This is a genomic window from Actinomyces sp. S6-Spd3 (assembly GCF_000758755.1).
GTDB lineage: Bacteria > Actinomycetota > Actinomycetes > Actinomycetales > Actinomycetaceae > Pauljensenia.
Map to the genome: position 1 here is coordinate 125,224 of NZ_JRMV01000275.1, position 17,581 is coordinate 142,804.

Annotated in this window: 15 protein-coding genes; 7 read left to right on the top strand and 8 right to left on the bottom strand. The window is 56.4% G+C overall.

Annotated elements, in window-relative coordinates:
* Positions 1 to 9 precede the first annotated feature (9 nt).
* The 4 genes from cydB to HMPREF1627_RS04830 all read left to right on the top strand — a co-directional run bounded on the left by cydB (position 10) and on the right by HMPREF1627_RS04830 (position 6,399).
* Positions 10 to 1,131, top strand: coding sequence for a cytochrome d ubiquinol oxidase subunit II (gene cydB, locus HMPREF1627_RS04815; RefSeq protein WP_034501585.1), 1,122 nt, complete (start codon positions 10 to 12; stop codon positions 1,129 to 1,131).
* An 86-nt stretch (positions 1,132 to 1,217) separates the two neighbouring features.
* A complete protein-coding gene (gene cydD / locus HMPREF1627_RS04820; protein ID WP_034501586.1) occupies positions 1,218 to 2,918 on the top strand; it encodes a thiol reductant ABC exporter subunit CydD in 1,701 nt (566 codons plus the stop codon).
* Between the two features lie 2 nt (positions 2,919 to 2,920).
* Positions 2,921 to 4,756 carry a thiol reductant ABC exporter subunit CydC gene (cydC, locus tag HMPREF1627_RS04825; RefSeq protein WP_034501587.1) on the top strand — a complete coding sequence of 612 codons (1,836 nt, stop codon included), beginning with the start codon at positions 2,921 to 2,923 and terminating at the stop codon, positions 4,754 to 4,756.
* On the top strand, positions 4,753 to 6,399 hold the full coding sequence (locus HMPREF1627_RS04830) for a GAF domain-containing sensor histidine kinase (RefSeq protein ID WP_034501588.1): 1,647 nt from the start codon (positions 4,753 to 4,755) through the stop codon (positions 6,397 to 6,399). Before cydC ends, HMPREF1627_RS04830 begins: the two co-directional genes overlap by 4 nt.
* 9 nt (positions 6,400 to 6,408) lie before the next feature.
* Here the strand turns inward: HMPREF1627_RS04830 and HMPREF1627_RS04835 are convergent, their stop codons facing one another.
* From HMPREF1627_RS04835 to HMPREF1627_RS04870, 8 genes are read right to left on the bottom strand one after another with little or no spacing between them, the layout of a single operon-like run.
* The gene (locus tag HMPREF1627_RS04835) at positions 6,409 to 7,023 is read right to left on the bottom strand and encodes a response regulator (protein WP_034501685.1); all 615 of its coding nucleotides are present in this window, start codon (positions 7,021 to 7,023) and stop codon (positions 6,409 to 6,411) included.
* Between the two features lie 34 nt (positions 7,024 to 7,057).
* Positions 7,058 to 7,813 (bottom strand): ribonuclease III, encoded by a 756-nt coding sequence (gene rnc, locus HMPREF1627_RS04840; RefSeq protein ID WP_034501589.1) that lies wholly within the window; start codon positions 7,811 to 7,813, stop codon positions 7,058 to 7,060.
* Entirely contained in the window at positions 7,813 to 8,379 is a 567-nt protein-coding gene (locus tag HMPREF1627_RS04845; RefSeq protein WP_034501590.1) for a YceD family protein, read from the bottom strand. The genes rnc and HMPREF1627_RS04845 overlap by 1 nt, the downstream gene beginning before the upstream one ends.
* A complete protein-coding gene (locus tag HMPREF1627_RS04850) occupies positions 8,372 to 9,088 on the bottom strand; it encodes a DivIVA domain-containing protein (RefSeq protein ID WP_034501591.1) in 717 nt (238 codons plus the stop codon). The genes HMPREF1627_RS04845 and HMPREF1627_RS04850 overlap by 8 nt, the downstream gene beginning before the upstream one ends.
* On the bottom strand, positions 9,081 to 9,590 hold the full coding sequence (coaD, locus tag HMPREF1627_RS04855; RefSeq protein WP_034501592.1) for a pantetheine-phosphate adenylyltransferase: 510 nt from the start codon (positions 9,588 to 9,590) through the stop codon (positions 9,081 to 9,083). The genes HMPREF1627_RS04850 and coaD overlap by 8 nt, the downstream gene beginning before the upstream one ends.
* Complete coding sequence (gene rsmD, locus HMPREF1627_RS04860; RefSeq protein ID WP_034501593.1) at positions 9,587 to 10,156, bottom strand: 16S rRNA (guanine(966)-N(2))-methyltransferase RsmD; 570 nt, start codon at positions 10,154 to 10,156, stop codon at positions 9,587 to 9,589. Before rsmD ends, coaD begins: the two co-directional genes overlap by 4 nt.
* A gap of 14 nt (positions 10,157 to 10,170) precedes the next feature.
* Positions 10,171 to 12,330, bottom strand: a complete 2,160-nt coding sequence (locus HMPREF1627_RS04865; protein WP_034501594.1) for an ATP-dependent DNA helicase RecG — start codon at positions 12,328 to 12,330, stop codon at positions 10,171 to 10,173.
* A complete protein-coding gene (locus HMPREF1627_RS04870; protein WP_034501595.1) occupies positions 12,327 to 13,937 on the bottom strand; it encodes a hypothetical protein in 1,611 nt (536 codons plus the stop codon). The genes HMPREF1627_RS04865 and HMPREF1627_RS04870 overlap by 4 nt, the downstream gene beginning before the upstream one ends.
* 238 nt (positions 13,938 to 14,175) lie before the next feature.
* Here HMPREF1627_RS04870 and rpmB point away from each other — a divergent pair, with 238 nt between their 5' ends.
* From rpmB to HMPREF1627_RS04885, 3 genes are all read left to right on the top strand, one after another.
* Positions 14,176 to 14,367, top strand: coding sequence for a 50S ribosomal protein L28 (gene rpmB / locus HMPREF1627_RS04875; protein WP_019127135.1), 192 nt, complete (start codon positions 14,176 to 14,178; stop codon positions 14,365 to 14,367).
* A 337-nt stretch (positions 14,368 to 14,704) separates the two neighbouring features.
* Positions 14,705 to 16,207, top strand: a complete 1,503-nt coding sequence (gene gtfA, locus HMPREF1627_RS04880; protein ID WP_034501596.1) for a sucrose phosphorylase — start codon at positions 14,705 to 14,707, stop codon at positions 16,205 to 16,207.
* A 21-nt stretch (positions 16,208 to 16,228) separates the two neighbouring features.
* Positions 16,229 to 17,530: an MFS transporter gene (locus tag HMPREF1627_RS04885; RefSeq protein ID WP_034501597.1), complete on the top strand. Its 1,302-nt coding sequence runs from the start codon at positions 16,229 to 16,231 to the stop codon at positions 17,528 to 17,530.
* Positions 17,531 to 17,581: the final 51 nt, after the last annotated feature.

A 17,581-nucleotide genomic window follows, 5' to 3' on the forward strand; every position in this document is an offset into this window, starting at 1 on the left:
GGAAGACCCATGACACTTAGTATTTTGTGGTTTATCCTCATCGCCGTCCTGTGGACCATGTACCTGGTTCTCGAGGGCTTCGACTACGGCGTTGGAATGCTCCAAGGATTCCTCGCCCGCGACGATCGCGAACGCACTCAAGCGCTCCGTACCATTGGCCCCCACTGGGATGGCAATGAAGTGTGGCTTCTCACCGCCGGTGGAGCGACCTTCGCAGCGTTCCCCGAGTGGTACGCCACGATGTTCTCCGGAATGTACTTGGCACTCTTCCTGATCCTCCTCGCTCTCATCGTGCGTGTGTGCGCAATCGAGTGGCGTTCGAAGATCAAGTCCGAGAAGTGGCGCAGCGTCTGGGATCGTACCCACGCAGTATCAGCTCTCCTCGTTCCGCTCCTCTTCGGTGTTGCCTTCGCCAACCTGGTTCAGGGAATGAAGATCGAAGTTGTCACCCACGGCACCAACGCGGTGGTTGCCCCCGAGGATGTTCCTGCATCTTTGGCAACGGCTGTTCACCAGCTCACCGGCGGGTTCTTCTCTCTCCTCACCCCCTACACCCTCCTTGGTGGAGTCGTACTGGTTGCCCTGTGCTTGGCACACGGTGCACAATTCCTGGCACTCAAGACCGAAGGCGACTTGCGCGAGCGAGCAAATACATTTGCGGCTCCCGCTTCGGTTGCGGCCACCGCTCTGGCAGCAATCTGGGTCATCTGGGGACAATTCGCATACTCGACGAATGTCTTCGCATGGCTCCCGCTTCTCGTTGCAGCCCTGTGCTTGATCGCCCAGGCAGCCTTCTCTCAGAAGGTGCTGCGTCGTGAAGGATTGGCATTCCTCTTCTCCTGCGTTGCAATGGCAGGTGCTGTCGCGTGGATCTTCTCTGCGATGGCTCCCGCGGTGATGAAGTCGAGTATCAACCCCGCTTACTCACTGACCATCGAGCAGGCATCCTCGACCCAGGGAACGCTGATCGTTATGTCGATCGTGGCCTTGTGCCTCGTCCCCGTGGTTCTCGCCTACACTGTGTGGTCCTACTGGAAGTTCCGTTCACGCGTTTCAACAAAGGACGTGTCAACGGACACCGGTTTGATCTTCGACAAGATCAGACTGGATCAGAATTTCCTCGCGGGCTGATCCCCGCAGAGCTGGTGGCCTCGGGAAACCGGGGCCACCAGTTTTTTCAGCGAGCATCTCCCCCTCAAAGGAAAGAAAATAGAGGAATGCGCCCCCTGGACCCTCGACTGCTCAAATACGCACGAAGCGCCCGTCGCCACATCATCGTCATTTCGATCCTTGGCATTTTGACGGCGCTTCTTGTGATCGCACAGACTCTTGCGCTTTCTGCAGCCCTATCCCCCGCGGTCACTTCTGGGGCAACTCTTGCACAACTGCGCATGCCCTTGTGCATCCTCGCCGTAATAGTTGCACTCCGGGCAGCCCTCATCGGGATTCGCGAGGCCCTTGGCCACCGCGCTGCAGACCGAACGATCCGCGAGTTACGTGCACGCGTCATCGACCACATCGCGCAATTGGGTCCACGTTGGCGAGCAACAAACGGCAGCGAGGCCTCGACACTTCTTACGCGTGGCTTAAGTGATCTCTCTCCCTACTTCGTCGACTACCTACCCCAGCTTGTCCTTACTGCGACCGTCACTCCCCTCGCTTTGGCCACGATTCTCTATCTGGATTTTTGGTCGGCATTCATTGCAGCGATCGTCGTTCCTTTAATTCCCATTTTCATGGCGCTAATCGGCCGTTTCACGCAGGATGCATCCTCAGCAAAGCTTGAATCAATGCAACAACTCGGCGCGCAGATGCTTGATCTCATTGCCGGATTACCCACCCTTCGAGCACTCGGTCGCGAAGGTGCCCCTCGAAAGCATCTTGCCGCACTGTCCGCCTCGAACACGCGAGCAACTATGGGGACTTTGCGCGTTGCTTTCCTCTCGGGCGCAGTTCTTGAATTCCTCTCCACCTTATGCGTCGCGCTGGTAGCCGTTGAAGTCGGTATGCGCATGGTTTTCGGGAACGTCGATCTCTTCACGGGCCTCGCGGTCATCATGCTAGCCCCAGAGGTATTCGAGCCTCTTCGCCAGGTTGGTGCGCAATTTCATGCATCCGCGAACGGCGTCGCAGCAGCCGAGCGAGCCTTTGACATCCTCGAAACCTCCGCAGTCACTGAGGAAGATTCACTGTCTCCCTCTACTCTCGACTCAATTGACTGGTCGAGGACGCAGATTGTGATCCGCGATCTCTCGATTGCTGCTCGCGGCGTGTGGGCGCCTGCCGGTGCCAATGCCGTTGTCCTTCCGGGTAAGCTCAATGTTCTCGTCGGACCTTCGGGCGCAGGAAAGACCAGCACGATCTATGCACTGATGCAGCTCATCGATCCAGATCACGGCGAGATTTGTTTACGCACTCAAGCCTCGGGCGCAGATATCAATGTGCGTGCTCTTAGTCGCGAGCAATGGTGGAAGACCATCACCTGGGTTCCGCAACACCCCACTTTGATTCCGGGAACTTTGCGCGAGCAGCTTCCCCCGGCCTCGAATGATGATCTCGAGGCCGCAGCCTCCCTGTGTGCTTTCAGCGACGTTCTCGATTCGCTTCCTCTTCGGTGGGATACCCCTATTGGCCAGGGAGGTATTGGCCTATCCGTTGGGCAAAGACAACGTTTTGCCCTGACGCGTGCGCTCCTGGCCACCACGCCCATCGTGATTTTGGATGAGCCAACCGCGCACCTCGATGCCGCCAGTGAAGAAGTTGTTCTCCGCGCGATTGAAACCCTGCGCGGTCAAGGCCGAACGGTCATCGCTATCGCACACAGGCAGGCGTTAATCGAGGCAGCAGATCAGATTATTCAGATCCACAGCATGCAGATGAACGAAGAAGAACTCGAAGAAGTGGAAGGAGGCAAGTAGTCATGCGGATCCTCACTCCTCAAGAACGCTCCTCCCTACGCTGGGCTATTTCTTTGCTGCGCGTTGACAAATGGCGTTTTGTCTCTGCTCTCCTTCTTGCAAGTCTGGGCATTGGGTCCTCGATTGCACTTGGTGCCACTTCTGCTTGGCTTATTGCGCGTGCTTCCCAGATGCCCCCTGTTCTGGTTCTTTCCGTTGCCGCTACATCGGTGCGCCTCTTCGGTGTCTCACGTGCACTCCTGCGTTACATTCAACGCCTTGTCTCCCATCGAGTCGCTCTCGAGGGAATGGATCACCTTCGTCTGCACCTCTATGACCAAATTACGCAGGCAGATCTGAGCCACGTCACTTCCCTGCGTCGCGGAGACCTTCTTGCACGCATCGGTTCCGATGTTGATGAAGTCGGCGACTTTATCGTGAAATCGGCTCTTCCGGCCGGGGTCGCAGCCATTGTTGGCTGTGGAACCGTCGGGGCCCTGGCGCTCTTATCACCGGGGGCGGCAGTGATCTTGGCACTGTGTCTTATCGCTTCGGGTGTGCTCGCTCCTCTTGTCACCGCTCGCGCACAACGAGCTGCCCAAGTCGAAGGTATTGAGGCACGTAGCTCTTTGAGTTCTGCCCTTGTCACAGTTATTGACGGTTATGACGAGTTGGCGATCAATGGATTGGTCGGCCGCGCTCAGGCAGAGCTTGAACGCGCTGAGGACCGTATTGAGTCCTCACGAAAGGGCGCAGCGCGCGCCTCCGCTTGGGCTCAGTTCATTGATCGAGCAGCAATGGGATGCGCCGTTGTCGGAGCCTTGCTCGTAGGGATCCCCAGCGTCAACGCTCAGATCCTCAGTGCGGTGGCTTTAGCCGTTATTGCACTCACTCCCCTGTCTTCTTTCGAAGCATCCTCTCAAATGAATTCCGCTGTCGCCCAGCTCGTGCGTTCTGCACAGGCAGCAGCGCGCATTGATGAACTCATCGGGCCCAGGGCTCTTCTATCTGCAAAGAATGCTGGCCAAGAAACAGCTGACTCCACGCAAGGCGCCCACGCGGCCTCGGGAAAGCACAAGGAAACGATCACGCCAGAAATGGTGAGCTCGCCGCTTCTGCGTGCTGAAAACCTCTCGATCGCGTGGCCGAATAGCCCCGAGCTTGTTGAAGGACTCGACCTCGAAGTCGAGCGTGGACGGTCCATAGCAATTGTCGGCCCCTCGGGGATCGGGAAAACAACACTTCTCTACACTCTTGCGGGTCTCATTCCGCCGCGAGAGGGAAGCCTTACCCTCAACGATGTCAGTCTCACGGACATTCCCCACGAGGAGAGCTCATCAGTTCTCCAAGTGACCGCTGAAGATGCCCATATTTTCGCGACAAGCATTTTTGAGAACCTCCGCGTCGCAAACCCAGATCTGGACAAACAACAGGCCCTCGACTTACTCAGCGCAGTCGGCCTCGAGCAGTGGTGCGCTTCTTTGCCGGAAGGAATCGATACCCTCATAGGCGCCGGCGCGACTGGAGTTTCCGGTGGAGAGCGCCGCAGACTCTTGGTCGCACGAGCTCTTGCTTCCCCCGCGCCTATCATTCTCATCGACGAGGCCAGTGAGCATTTGGATCCCCAATCAGCCGACGCGCTCATGCGCACTTTGGCGCAACGTACCCGTCAGCGCGGCTTACTCATCGTCACGCACCGTTTGAGTGCTCTTCAACTGGCCGATGAGATTATCCTGATGGGGTATCCCGATGGAGATCCTCGCAAGCGCCCAGCGCAGATCACTGCGCGAGGAACTTTCGAGCAGCTCGTTCAAAACAACGAGCACTTCCGTTGGGCACTGAGTCAGGAGGACCAATGAGCCCTGAGAGGACCGACTCTCGACTTCTTGAGGCCGCACTCGATGTGACCTCGAGCCTCGACCTCCAGCGAATTCTGGAAAACTTCGTCGAACGCGCATGCGCATTAACCGGTGCGCGCTACGCAGGATTGTCAGTTCTGGACACCTGGGGCGATACGACGATGTCCGTCGAATTCGGTGATGCCCCCGCCGGAAACGCTTCACCGGACCAGCTTCCCGACGAACTCGTCGAGCGTATTACCGACGAGGGCTACGTTATTTTGAACGATCCGAGCCTGCTTGAAAACCTCCCGGGTTTCGAGAATTTCCTCGGCGTTTCAGTGACCTTCCAAGGCCAGGTCTATGCCCGCCTGTATTTGGTTAATCGCCTGGGAGGATTTGGACTGAGCGCGCTACGCATTGTCCAGACGCTAGCATCCGCCGCGGGAATTGCTGTTGAAAACGCTCACCTGTATGCAGATGCGCGACGCCGCGCTAGGTGGATCCGCGCTTCCCAACAGCTCACGACTTCGATGCTTGAGGGCGCGGATGAAGAAGAAGGCCTTACTCTGATTGCCCAGACCGTTCGCGAGGTTTCGCAAGCAGATACGGCGATTATCGTTCTGCCTTCGGTCAAAGACACGTGGGCTGCGGAAATCACCGATGGGCATCACGCGGATCGCCTCCTCGGCGTGATGTTCCCACCCGAGGGCCGCGCGATGTCGGTGCTTAATGAGGGAACCGGCATGATCGTTGATTCCCTCGCCCGCGCTCAGACTATGCGTATCCCCGAGTTCACCGAATTCGGACCTGCGCTTTATGCTCCTCTACGCGGGAGAGGAAAGCCTGCGGGAGTCCTCATTTTGCTCCGCTTACCAGGCAAACCAGAATTCGACTACTCCGAACTTGCCCTCGCTGAGTCCCTCGCTGCTCAAGCTGCTCTTGCTTTGGAACTTGCTTCAGCGCGTCACGCGGAAGACGTCGCCTCGCTTCTGGATGAGCGCGACCGTATCGGTCGGGATCTTCACGATTTCGCAATTCAACAGCTCTTTGCTGCGGGAATGCAGTTGGACGCTACCAAGCAAAAAGTCAGTGAAGAACAGCTTGAGGTCAGCGAAGTCATTCACGCCCTCGACCTCTCCTTGGCTTCCATTGACGAGGCCGTGCGCCAGATCCGCGCGATCGTTCACAACCTGCGTGAGCCAGATTCCAATGTGGGCCTAGTGGAGCGTATCCGCCGAGAGTCTTCTCTTTCGCGTTCTTTCTTGGGTTTTGCCCCCTCACTGTTGATATCCGTTGATGGCCAAGCCGTCAACGAGCAAGCAGAGAGCGAAGATTGCCTCGTGGAATTGGTGGATTCTAGGGTCGACGACTCACGCAGTGATGACGCGGTCGCTGTCGTTCGTGAGGGACTGTCAAACATTGCCCGTCATGCTCACGCAACGGCTGGCGCTGTCAGTGTTGACCTTCACGGAGACACAAACTCAGGAAGCCTCACTGTGTCCATTGCAGACGACGGGGTTGGAATCGACCCCGAACACACACGGAATTCAGGGCTTGCGAACATGGCAGAACGCGCGCGCCTGAACGGTGGGACATTCACTTTGGGGACAGGCTTAGAGGGGAAAGGCACCAGGATTACCTGGCGCGTCCCCCTGTCCTAAACGGAGTTTTCAGTTACGCCAAGCGGCAGCGCGCTGCCCGGCAACCCACGCTGCTACTTGAGTGCGGCGTTGCAGCCCCATTTTCGAGAGCAAAGACGTGATGTGGTTCTTGACGGTCTTTTCAGCAACCCCAAGTTTTGCACCGATCTCTCGGTTCGACAGTCCGTCCCCGATCAGCTCCAAAACTTTACGTTCTGAAGGAGTCAGATCAGCCGTCGGATCATCGTGATCTGCACGTCGACGCGTCAGCGTGCGCTCATCCAGAAGAATACGTCCCTCCGCCACCGCCTTAATCACATCGGTGATTTCCGCACCACGGACGGTCTTGAGGACGTAGGCACGTGCGCCCTTCGCGAGGGACTCAGCCAAGGCCTCGTCATCATCAAAGGAAGTCAGAACGATCGGACGGATCTCAGGGGTTGTCTGACCGAGGGATTCCATGATGTCGATCCCGGTACCGTCGGGGAGTTGAAGATCGACAAGGATGACATCGGGACTGACCAATTGCGCTCGACGCAGGGCATCTTGGACCGTTCCAGCTTCTGCAACGACTTCAAGGTCATCTGCACGATCGACGATCTCCGCGATACCTCGGCGAACGATCTCATGATCATCAACGATCATGACGCGGATGGGAGTTTCAATTGCTTCTTCTGTTTCAGCCACGGGCTTCTCCTTCTTTTTTCTTCCGCGAGCGCTGCCTGGTCAGACGGGCAACAGCGTCCGCAGCAGCAGCATTTTCAGCATGTTTCTTTGAGGATCCGACACCCTGGCCAACCTGCTCAGTTCGCGAGGCGACGTGCGCGTGTGCAGTAAACACCCTCTGGTGGTCGGGGCCTTCGCCCTCCACTTCGTAGGTCACAGCCCCCATATCGTGGGTGAAGGCAAACTCGGTGAGAGTCGTCTTCCAGTCCTGTTCTGCGGCGCGTTCGACTGCATGCACGAGAAGGAAACCAAGGTGACGCAAAATCGTCTCTCTGGCTCCTTCAAGGCCAACGCTTAAATAGGTTGCCCCGACAAGAGCTTCAAAGGTATCGGAAAGAATCGAATCCTTGTCGCGTCCTCCGTGTGTGCTTTCCCCGCGACCAAGGTAAATGTACTCCCCCAGCTCAATGTGCCTCGCAGCTTGCGCAAGAGGTTCCTGAGAAACGGTTGCGGCACGCATGCGTGAGAGCTCAGATTCCGGTACATCAAGGTGACGATGGAAAAGTTCATCGGCAATAACGATGGAAAGAACAGAGTCTCCCAAGAACTCCAGACGCTCGTTATGCGCGATGCCCCCTGCCTCGTTTGCGTAGGAGCGATGGATGAGTGCAAGGTCCAAGAGATCTTGGCGTACCGGGGTCCCCCATGCTTCAAGCAACGTATCGGTTTGAGGGCGTGGTGGAACTGGGAGTTTAGATCGACGAGCCATCAGTTCTCATCCCGGTGCGAGAGCTGATCAAAAAGCCCCGCGAGCCCCGCAAGGCGCGGATCAATCACGACGTGCTCGTGATCTTCGGGCAGATCCTCCCACTTTTCTCCGCACCCCGGGCACAGTCCCTGGCAATCGGGCTTGCACAGTGGCCGGTCTTCCATCAAAGTGACGATCCCATCGCGCACAATCGATTCGATATCGATCGTATCTTTCGCCGAGATCGTCAGGAAGTCATCGGCTTCTTCATCGTTTTCCTGGCGAAGGCGCTGGGCAGCTTTGGGTTCGAAGAATAGCTCATCAATATCGACGCTGTGGTGACGATGCACCTCGTCAAGGCATCGTACGCATTCACCTTCAAGGTCGACGTCAGCGTGTACACGCACCAAAACACCGTCATCAACCGAGGTGATTGCAACATCAATAGGAAGCTCACTGCCCGGAGCAACACGCATGATGGAGGTCCCCAGGTCCTCGGGGACTTCCCACATCAGCTCATAGTCGCGCATTGATCCCGGCGAGCGAGAAAGATCGCGAAGGGAAATTTCTAGAGGACGTTCACTCATGTTCTAAAGTCACATTCGTCAAATCACGACCATTGCGCTCGGCAATGGCGCGCCGACCGGCATCGGTGCGGCGTTGGAGTTCTTGGAGCAGCGAGGACAGCTCACTGAGCGAAGCCGAGGCGTACTCATCAGCGCCGGTACGCATCTGCTTTTCCTGGGCACGAGCCTGCGAAACGATCTCACGCGCGCGTTCCTCGGCCATCTGCTTGATGTTTTCGCTTGAGATCAAGCGCTCCGCTTGGGCGTTTGCATCGGCCAGCGTATTCTCCGCATCCGATTGGGCCTGCGCGCGAACTCGAGCTGCTTCTTCCTCGGCCTTTTCACGGGTACGCTGCGCTTGCTCTTCAGCCTCGGCGACCAGCTGGTCCGCCTTCTCACGGGCCTCGTCGATTGTCGAACGAGCACGCGCGTTCGCCTCGGCAATAGTTGTTTCCGCAGCTGAGTCAGCACGCACCAGCACGGCGTCGGCATCGGCCACAACCGCATCCGCAGCCTTCAAATCATCGGGAAGAGCTTCACGTGCTTGGTCAAGAAGATCCAATAGCTCGGCTCGGTTAACCATAACGGACGCCGAAAGCGGGACTGCACGCGCAGCTTCAAGGAGATCTTCGATTCGATCCAAAGCAGCAATGACGGTCGAGGGACCGTAGACTGTCTGGTCCTCCCACTGCTGCGCCGAATCCGCCTGCTCATCGTGGGTCTCAGTCATTGTGTCCTCCTGTTGCTCGATGCGCGTACACTACGTCTCTATTTTCTCCCCACAGAGTCAAAACTGAGGAAGGAACATACCGAGAAACATCCATTCCCCAGCCAAAAAGTTCACGCACTAATGACGAGGAGACATGCTGATAGCGCGGATCGGTAGGAATCCACAGTGTTTCTACCCCACCGATTTCCCTATTCGTTACGGCCTGAGTCATCTCGGAGTCCATATCCACGCTGGTGCGAATCCCCTTCACGACTACGTCAACATCATTTTCAGCGCAAAAATCAACAAGCAGTCCGCGCATCGGGAGAACCTCAACATTGGGCAGATGAGCAACCCCCGCTCTAGCGCTTTCAAGCCGGCATTTCATTTCGCTTGCCGAGGCCTTGGCCGGGTTCACCCCGACCGCAACGATCACGTGATCCGCAATGCGCGAAGCGCGCGTAATGATGTCGAGGTGTCCCACTGTAAGGGGGTCAAAACTCCCTGGAATAACGGCTTTCATTCGCTCTCGTGGTCCTGTTCGTCAAGTGGAGGCGCAAGGAAAAAGACTCGAGTTTCTCCCCAGTCCCTGCGGTCTTCACACATCAATCCCTCTGGAATCTCAACTTCGGGAGAACGCGTCGATCGTTCCACAACGATGGAGGCATCTGGAGAACATAAAGGAAGCAGAGCTTTTAAAAGTTCAGTGATGTCCTGGCTTGCCACATCGTAGGGCGGATCAACAAAGACCAGGTCAAATGAACCACTCAGGCGATTAGAGACCGCAGAAAGAGCATCTGCGCCAATGACCAGGGCTTCGGGCACAAGCGGAAGGTTTTTCTTTAAAGTGCGAATCGCTGCCGCTGATGAGTCCACCAAGGTCAGGGATGTAGCCCCCCGCGAGATGGCCTCGAAACCTAAAGCACCACTTCCCGCATACAGATCAAGGACCCTTGCGTCCTCGATAACGCCCATGTGTTCGAGACGCGAAAAAATTGCCTCACGCACGCGTTCGGAGGTCGGCCGAGTCCCTGAAGGAGGAACCTGGAGGATTCGTCCTTTCAAAGTGCCAGCAATAATTCGAGTCATGGTTTAAGACTACGTTAGCTACGCTCCATCCACACGAGCTCTTCGCTTGAAGCGTCATTGAGAGCTTGTCGCAACTCGGTGTGCTCACTCAGGTCAGGATCGGAGGCAAGAAGCTCCTGCGCGCACGAACGCGCCTCCTCAATAATCTCCCCGTCGCGAACAACGCTTAAGAAACGCAGACGAGAGGATTTTCCAGACTGAGCCGATCCCAAAACATCCCCTTCCCTACGCAACGCAAGATCGGCCTCGGCAAGGACAAAGCCGTCTGTCGTGGAGGCGAAAGCCTCGAGGCGCTTGGCGGAAGTATCGGTGATCGCGCTGGGATGAACTGCCATGCACACGCTCGCTCGAGAGGAGCGCCCAACGCGCCCGCGCAATTGATGGAGCTGAGAAAGGCCAAATTGCTGCGCATCCAAGATGATCATCATGGTCGCCTCGGGAACGTCGACTCCGACCTCGATGACGGTAGTAGCCACAAGAATCGGGCACTCACCACTTGCGAAGGCACTCATGATGGCTTCTTTATCCTCGCCACTGTCACGCCCAGTCAAAGTTGCTGCACCAATCCCGCGTAAGGGTTCGATCTTGGAAAGGCCGAGCAGGGTTTGGGAAACCGAGGCCAGGGGAACAGAAGATTCAGAATCGACGAGCGCATCGCTCGTATCAGAGTCGTCGATGCGGGGACAGACGATATAAACGCGTCCACCTCCGTCGATTTCCTCACGAGCGCGCTGCCACATTCGACTCATCCACGCTTCATTCCCCGCGTCAACGACGTAGGTGGCGACGGGCTGACGTCCCTTGGGAAGTCCCTTCATGACGGTGACATCGAGATCGCCGAAAATCGTCATGGCGACGCTTCTTGGGATTGGCGTTGCAGTCATGACCAGTTGGTGGACCAGCAAGCCATCACTACGGCTTTCACGAAGGGCATCGCGCTGTTGGACACCAAAACGATGCTGCTCGTCGATCACTGCCAAAGCGAGGTCGGCGAAGAGATTACGAGCAAAAAGCAAGGCGTGGGTGCCAACGACAATGAGCGGCGCCCCGGAGGCAAGCAAGCGTTCAATTTCGCGCCTAGCTGGAGCGGGTGTCGAGGACGTGAGAAGGCGCAGGTCGATTGGAAAACCGGCCTTTTCAAGAGGGGCAAGCAAAGCGCGCAAAGAATCCACGTGCTGCTTAGCTAAAACTTCGGTCGGAGCTAGAAGAGCACCCTGATGCCCGGCAGCGACAACTTGGATAAGTGCGGCCAGTGCAACGACGGTTTTCCCAGAACCGACGTCTCCTTCAAGGAGACGCTGCATCGGGTGAGAATCCGCCAGTCCCGCGCCGATATGTTCAATCGCCTTCTTTTGGGAATCGGTCAGGGTAAAGGGAAGAGAGGACAAGAAGGCGGTCAATTCGGGCGAGGAATGCGGCGAGACGCATGCCTGCATCGCATTGTTGCCTAGACGTCTGTGCGCAAGAAAAGCCTGGAGGATAAAGGCTTCCCTCCACCGCAAGTTCTTCTTCGCTCGTGCCACTTCTTCGTCACTTGTTCCTTGGTGAAGAAGGAGGAGTGACCGGCCAAGGGGATCAATATCGTAGCGTCTGCGGATACTATCCGGAATAGGGTCTGGGATTGAATCGAGATCAATCGATTCAAGGAGAACAGCAATCGCTCGGGCGATCACCCACGAGGTGATGCCGCCTTTAGAGGAATAAATGGGGATTGGACGGTGCGATCTCTCACGGAGGGAACGATCATCTTGATCGTCTTCGACTCCCTCGAATTCGGGATGCACCAGCTGCAGATTCCCGCGATATGATCCGACCTTCCCGGCGAAAAGAAAGTGTTCTCCCGGTTGAAGTAGGCGTTCATGAACGCTGAGCTTGTAGGGATTTGCAGCAAAGAAGGTGGCACTCATCTGGCTTGTGCCATCCGTGAGGAGCACTTCGAGGCGCACTCCTGCCCGCGAGCGATTCGGGATCAGGCGAGTACTGACGACTTCCGCCAAGATTGTGACGTCTTCACCGCTGCGCAAAATATGCATGGGGGTCAGCGCACCCCAGTGGTAGTACCGCCTCGGCGCTTCAAGAAGCAGGTCTCCGACAGTATTGATCCCCGCCTTCTCAAGTTTCTTCGCGAGCTTGGCAGGAAGGCGCAGATTCAGCGGGGTATCAAGCGGATTCACGACAGGGCCTGCACAAGAGAATGCACCTGGGGAGAAGCGTCGATGACCTCAAGATCTGCACCGCTCACTTCGAGGTTTAATCCGTCTAAGAGCTGGCGCAGCACGGCGATAAGAGTGCCTGAGTCTTCACTACCGGCTAGGAGAGCCCACCGAGAAGGGGCGTAGGAGATAAGTTCTTGCACAGCACGTGAGATGTCCTCGACTTGCCAATCCGCTTCGATCGGCCTGGAATGCTGGGCGAGTAATGCGCTTTGCGCGTTTTCTTCAACAAGCGCGCAAAGCCTTGGAGCCACTTGCCGTCCCCCGGGCTGGGGAACGAAAAGGGGTGCGCAGGCGCGACTGACCGCGAGTGCTTCCAATTCATTGTGCGACGAGGCGATGAGAACGCTCAGTTCCGGCTCTGCACCCAAGCGCTCGTAAGACACGCTGATCCTCTGCGCCAAAGCAAGACAGTCACGATCACTAGGAACGATCAATTCCACACCACTGGAGGCACAGCGGGCGGGCTGGACTAAGGCTTCGAGGTCTTCAAGCTGAGGGTCGAGGAACACGTGCGCACCGCACAGTGCAAGGTCTTCAACCATTCCGGGGATGCGAGTGCAAGCCACTACTGCAGCGCGTTCTACTCGGCGGATCGGTTGGCGCTCGAGGAGTCGGATCCCGCGGTGCGTCACGCCATCGGCCAAAGTATCGATACCGATTGTTTCGTCAGGCCGCGCATCGGCGACATGGAAACGCAGGGTGCGTCCTCGGTGCGGGCGAACAGAAAGAGGCGCGGCAGTATCAATATGGAAGCGCCACTCCCCCAGCCCGAAGAGATCAGACTGACCGATCCACGAGTAGCGGGCGTTTAAAGCATCGAGGTGACGACAGTGCGCCTCGCAATCGTCTTGAGTTCCTTGAAGAATCACGTCAACGGTGAAGGCACGATCGGGAGCGGGAGCGCCGGGACGCACGCGGCTCGCAGTTTGTCCGGCAAGTTCAGCAAGCATCGCGGCAAGAGACTCGAGCATTCCGAGATCATCGCGACATGCTGCGTCAAGAGCACTGAGCATGAGTGCGACGACAGCGGCTCCTGCATCGATTGTTCCCGTCGAAGCACCGGTGGCCTCGACGAGGCCAAATTGCGCAGCGGCACAGAAGGCGGAGAGTTCCTCGGGAATTTCTGGCAGAGTATCTCCAAGTCCCATGAGCTCTGAGGAAGCTTCAGCGATCATCGCATCGAAGGCCGCGGTGTGACCGTTGATAGTTGAGGAGGCAGATGCGGTTGCGACGAGCATACGTCGCAGGCGAATGGGGGTGAGTTCTTGTTCTCCAAGAGCCACACGCCAAGACTGCAAGATGGAGACGATCAGTATTCCGCAGTGTCCCAAGGAAGCACGTACTCCGGCTTGGAGTGCGACATCCAGCCCGACAGACAAAGGATCATCTTCGGGAAATCCACTGAGGGAATGGGCGAGAGCTTCAAAAGTGACTCGGGCGTTTGTTCCCGTATCGCAATCGCCACCACCGACACCATCGAGGTCATCGATAAAAGGCGCAAGCTTTGTCATCTCGTCTGCTGCAATGCGAAAGCTGCGTGCGAGCACTCCAGAGTCTAAAGACACCACTTATCCTTTGATCGACGTCTTGTAACGTACTGTTGTGGGTTGAAGGGGATGATGACATTGTTTCGCGCCCACACACATGTGTGCCACCTGACACGCATATTTCCCCCGTGGACTTGGTTATTTGAGGCGAAATCAGATAAGGTGTCATAGTTGCCTGCGGTGACCTGTCACCAATGGCCTCTTGATCTTCAAGGTCAAGACAACTAATCGTGTAAGAAAAACCGAGGAGAACATCGTGGCTGCCGTTTGTGACGTGTGCGGTAAGGGACCCGGCTTCGGCAAGAGCGTGTCGCACTCGCACGTTCGTACCAACCGCCGGTGGAATCCGAACATTCAGCGCGTTCGCGCCCTGGTCGATGGGACGCCCAAGCGCCTGAACGTGTGCACCAAGTGCCTGAAGTCTGATCGAGTCGTTCGCGCTGCCTGATTCAGACTGAGATCGGCCGAGCTCGCTTTGCGAGTTCGGCCTTTTTCTTTACCTTCTCTCCACTACCCTGCCTTTGATCCCAGCCACCATAGAATCAACCTGAGCAACCCCATTCCCTGAAAGTGCAGGTCAAAGACGGTTTGAGAGATGAAGAGATACTCTTCCCAGAAGTTTTCCAGCAAAAATGCATTTATTTGCTTGCTGCAGATCGTGGACTCCATGAAGCATTTAGTTAACTAACCGCTATTCTAAAAACGTTCACAGATGTTATGTGTTTGGGAACACCATTTTGAGGAGGCCTGTGCGCTGATCGCACACCACCAGAATAGGGAAAACCATGCAAAATAAGGTTCAGCTCATCACCTACGCCGATCGTTTCGGCGGCAAGACGATTTCCTCGCTGACGGAAACACTGCGTCGGCATTTCTCGGGGGTGTACGAAGGCGTTCACATTCTCCCTTTCTTCACTCCCTTTGATGGCGCCGATGCAGGATTTGACCCCGTCGATCACACCAAGGTTGATCCAAGGCTTGGATCTTGGGACGACGTTGCAGAACTGTCAAAGAGCCACGAAATCATGGTTGACACCATCGTCAATCACGTTTCCTGGGAATCAGAACAGTTCCAAGATGTCATGAAGAACGGCGAAGACAGCCCCTTCGCCCCGATGTTCCTGACCTTGTCCAGCGTCTTCCCCGAAGGCGTGACCGAAGAAGAAGTCGCTGGCATCTATCGCCCTCGCCCCGGTCTTCCCCTCACCCATTACACATGGGGCAATAAGACACGACTGGTCTGGACAACTTTCACTCCGCAACAGGTTGACATCGATACCGATTCTGACCAGGGCTGGGGATACCTGATGTCAATCCTCGATCAGCTCGGGGCAAGCCATGTTTCTTCAATTCGCCTCGACGCCGTAGGCTACGGGGCGAAGGAAGCGCGTACATCTTGCTTCATGATTCCTAAGACCTTCAGACTGATCGAACGTATCAAGGAAGAGGGCGCAAAGAGGGGCCTCGAAACCCTTATTGAGGTTCACTCCTACTACAAGAAGCAAATCGACATTGCCAGCAAGGTCGACCGCGTCTATGACTTCGCCCTTCCTCCGCTCTTGCTCCACTCAATCTTCTCGGGCAGCGTCGATGCTCTTGAGCACTGGATCAACGTGCGTCCGAATAACGCCGTGACCGTTTTGGATACTCACGACGGAATCGGCGTCATCGACATCGGTTCAGACCAGCTGGATCGCTCCCTCAAGGGACTGGTTCCCGATCCTGATGTTGACCGCCTCGTCGAAACAATCCACGCAAACACCCAAGGAGAATCTCGCGAAGCAACGGGGGCTGCGGCCTCGAATCTGGATCTCTACCAGGTCAATTCGACCTACTACTCGGCATTGGGCTGCAATGACCAGCATTACCTGGCAACTCGTGCAGTTCAGTTCTTCCTCCCGGGAATCCCCCAGGTCTACTACGTGGGTGCAATGGCCGGCGCCAATGACATGGAACTGCTCAAGCGCACCAATGTCGGGCGTGACATCAACCGCCACTACTACACGGCACAAGAAGTTGAAGAGAACCTCAAGCGCCCAGTTGTTCAGGCGCTCAACGCTTTGTGCGCGTTCCGCAATACTCTTCCAGCTTTTGACGGAACCTTCTCTTACCAGCGAGATGGCGAAGTGCTGACGCTGGCGTGGGAAGGCGCCGGCACGAGTGCAAAGCTCACTTTCAATCCGGCCGCCCCGTCGGAAACCGGTTCTATTGCTTCGCTGTCGTGGACTGATGGCCAAGGCGAGCACACGACCGATGATCTTCTTGCCAATCCTCCCGTCGCTAACTAGTCATCCCCGAAGGAACTCATCATGGCTACAAGCACTCCTCAATCGAGGACAAAGCGAATCAAGCTCATTCGCTTGAGCATTGGTTTTACCTTGAGCGCGGTTGCCTGCGCGATCCCCTGGGTTGCCTTGACCTCCGTGATTTTACCGGCCGTTCTTGAGAACATTAACGCCGCTGGCAAAGAGTCGATGCTGGGTACGATCAACGCCGTTGGTTCCGTAGTCGCACTTCTTGCGAACGTTATTTTCGGTACTTTCTCTGATCTGACGCGTTCTCGCTTCGGTAAGCGCACTCCGTGGATCATTCTGGGCGGTTTGATTGCTGGTGGTGCAATGGCCCTGCTTGCACTGAACCAGAACTCCTTCCCGATGATCCTATTGCTGTGGTGCACCGCCCAGCTGGGATACAACGTCATGCTTGCTCCCTTTGTGGCAACAATGTCTGACCGCATCCCCGACGAGGTTCGAGGCACGATCTCGGGCTTCTACGGTGCAGGCATCGCCGCTGGACAGACCATTGGTAACCTTGTTGGCGCGCGCCTACTGAAAGTCGATAACGGGCTGACACACGGATGGCTCCTCGGTGCAGCCGTCTTCGCTGCTATCGGTATTGTCACCGTCATTATCTGGCCTCGCGAAGGCGACAACCGAGGCGAATCCGATGAGAGCTTCTCGGTGAAGCGCATCCTAGAATCTTTCCGTCCACCTAAGAACGCTCCTGATTTCTACTACGCACTTGTTGGCCGCACCTTGATGATGGGCGGCTACTGGATGATCAACACCTACCTGCTCTACATCGCTAAGGACTACATCTTCGCAGGTAATTCCAATGCAACCACACTTGCGGCGGAGCTCATTGCCTCGATGGCAGTGATTACTCTGGTAGTCTCACTGGTCGCGGCTTTAGGCGCGGGTCCGATTACCGACTACATCGGCCGTCGTAAGCTCCCCGTGGCGCTTGCAAGCGTCCTCTTCGCCATCGGTTCCGCAATGCCCTTGATCTTCCATACCCAGATGGGCATGTACCTCTTCGCAGGCATCGCAGGGCTCGGTTACGGCGTTTACAACGCAATTGATCAAGCACTCAACGTTTCGGTACTCCCCAACCCTGATGAGGCCGGTAAGGACCTAGGAATTTTGAACCTGGCGAACACACTGTCGATGGTCATCGGCTCACTGATGACCTCTGCAATTGTCGTCATCGTCAAGAACATCACTCATACGACAACAACGCCGACATCGGCCTACACGGTCGTTTTCATCGTTGCGATCATCGTCGTTTTGGTCGCCGCATGGCTCATCATGCGCATCAAGAAGGTCAAGTAGCCTTCACTCTCGCATATACCAAGTGCCCGGTGTTTCAAAAGAAACACCGGG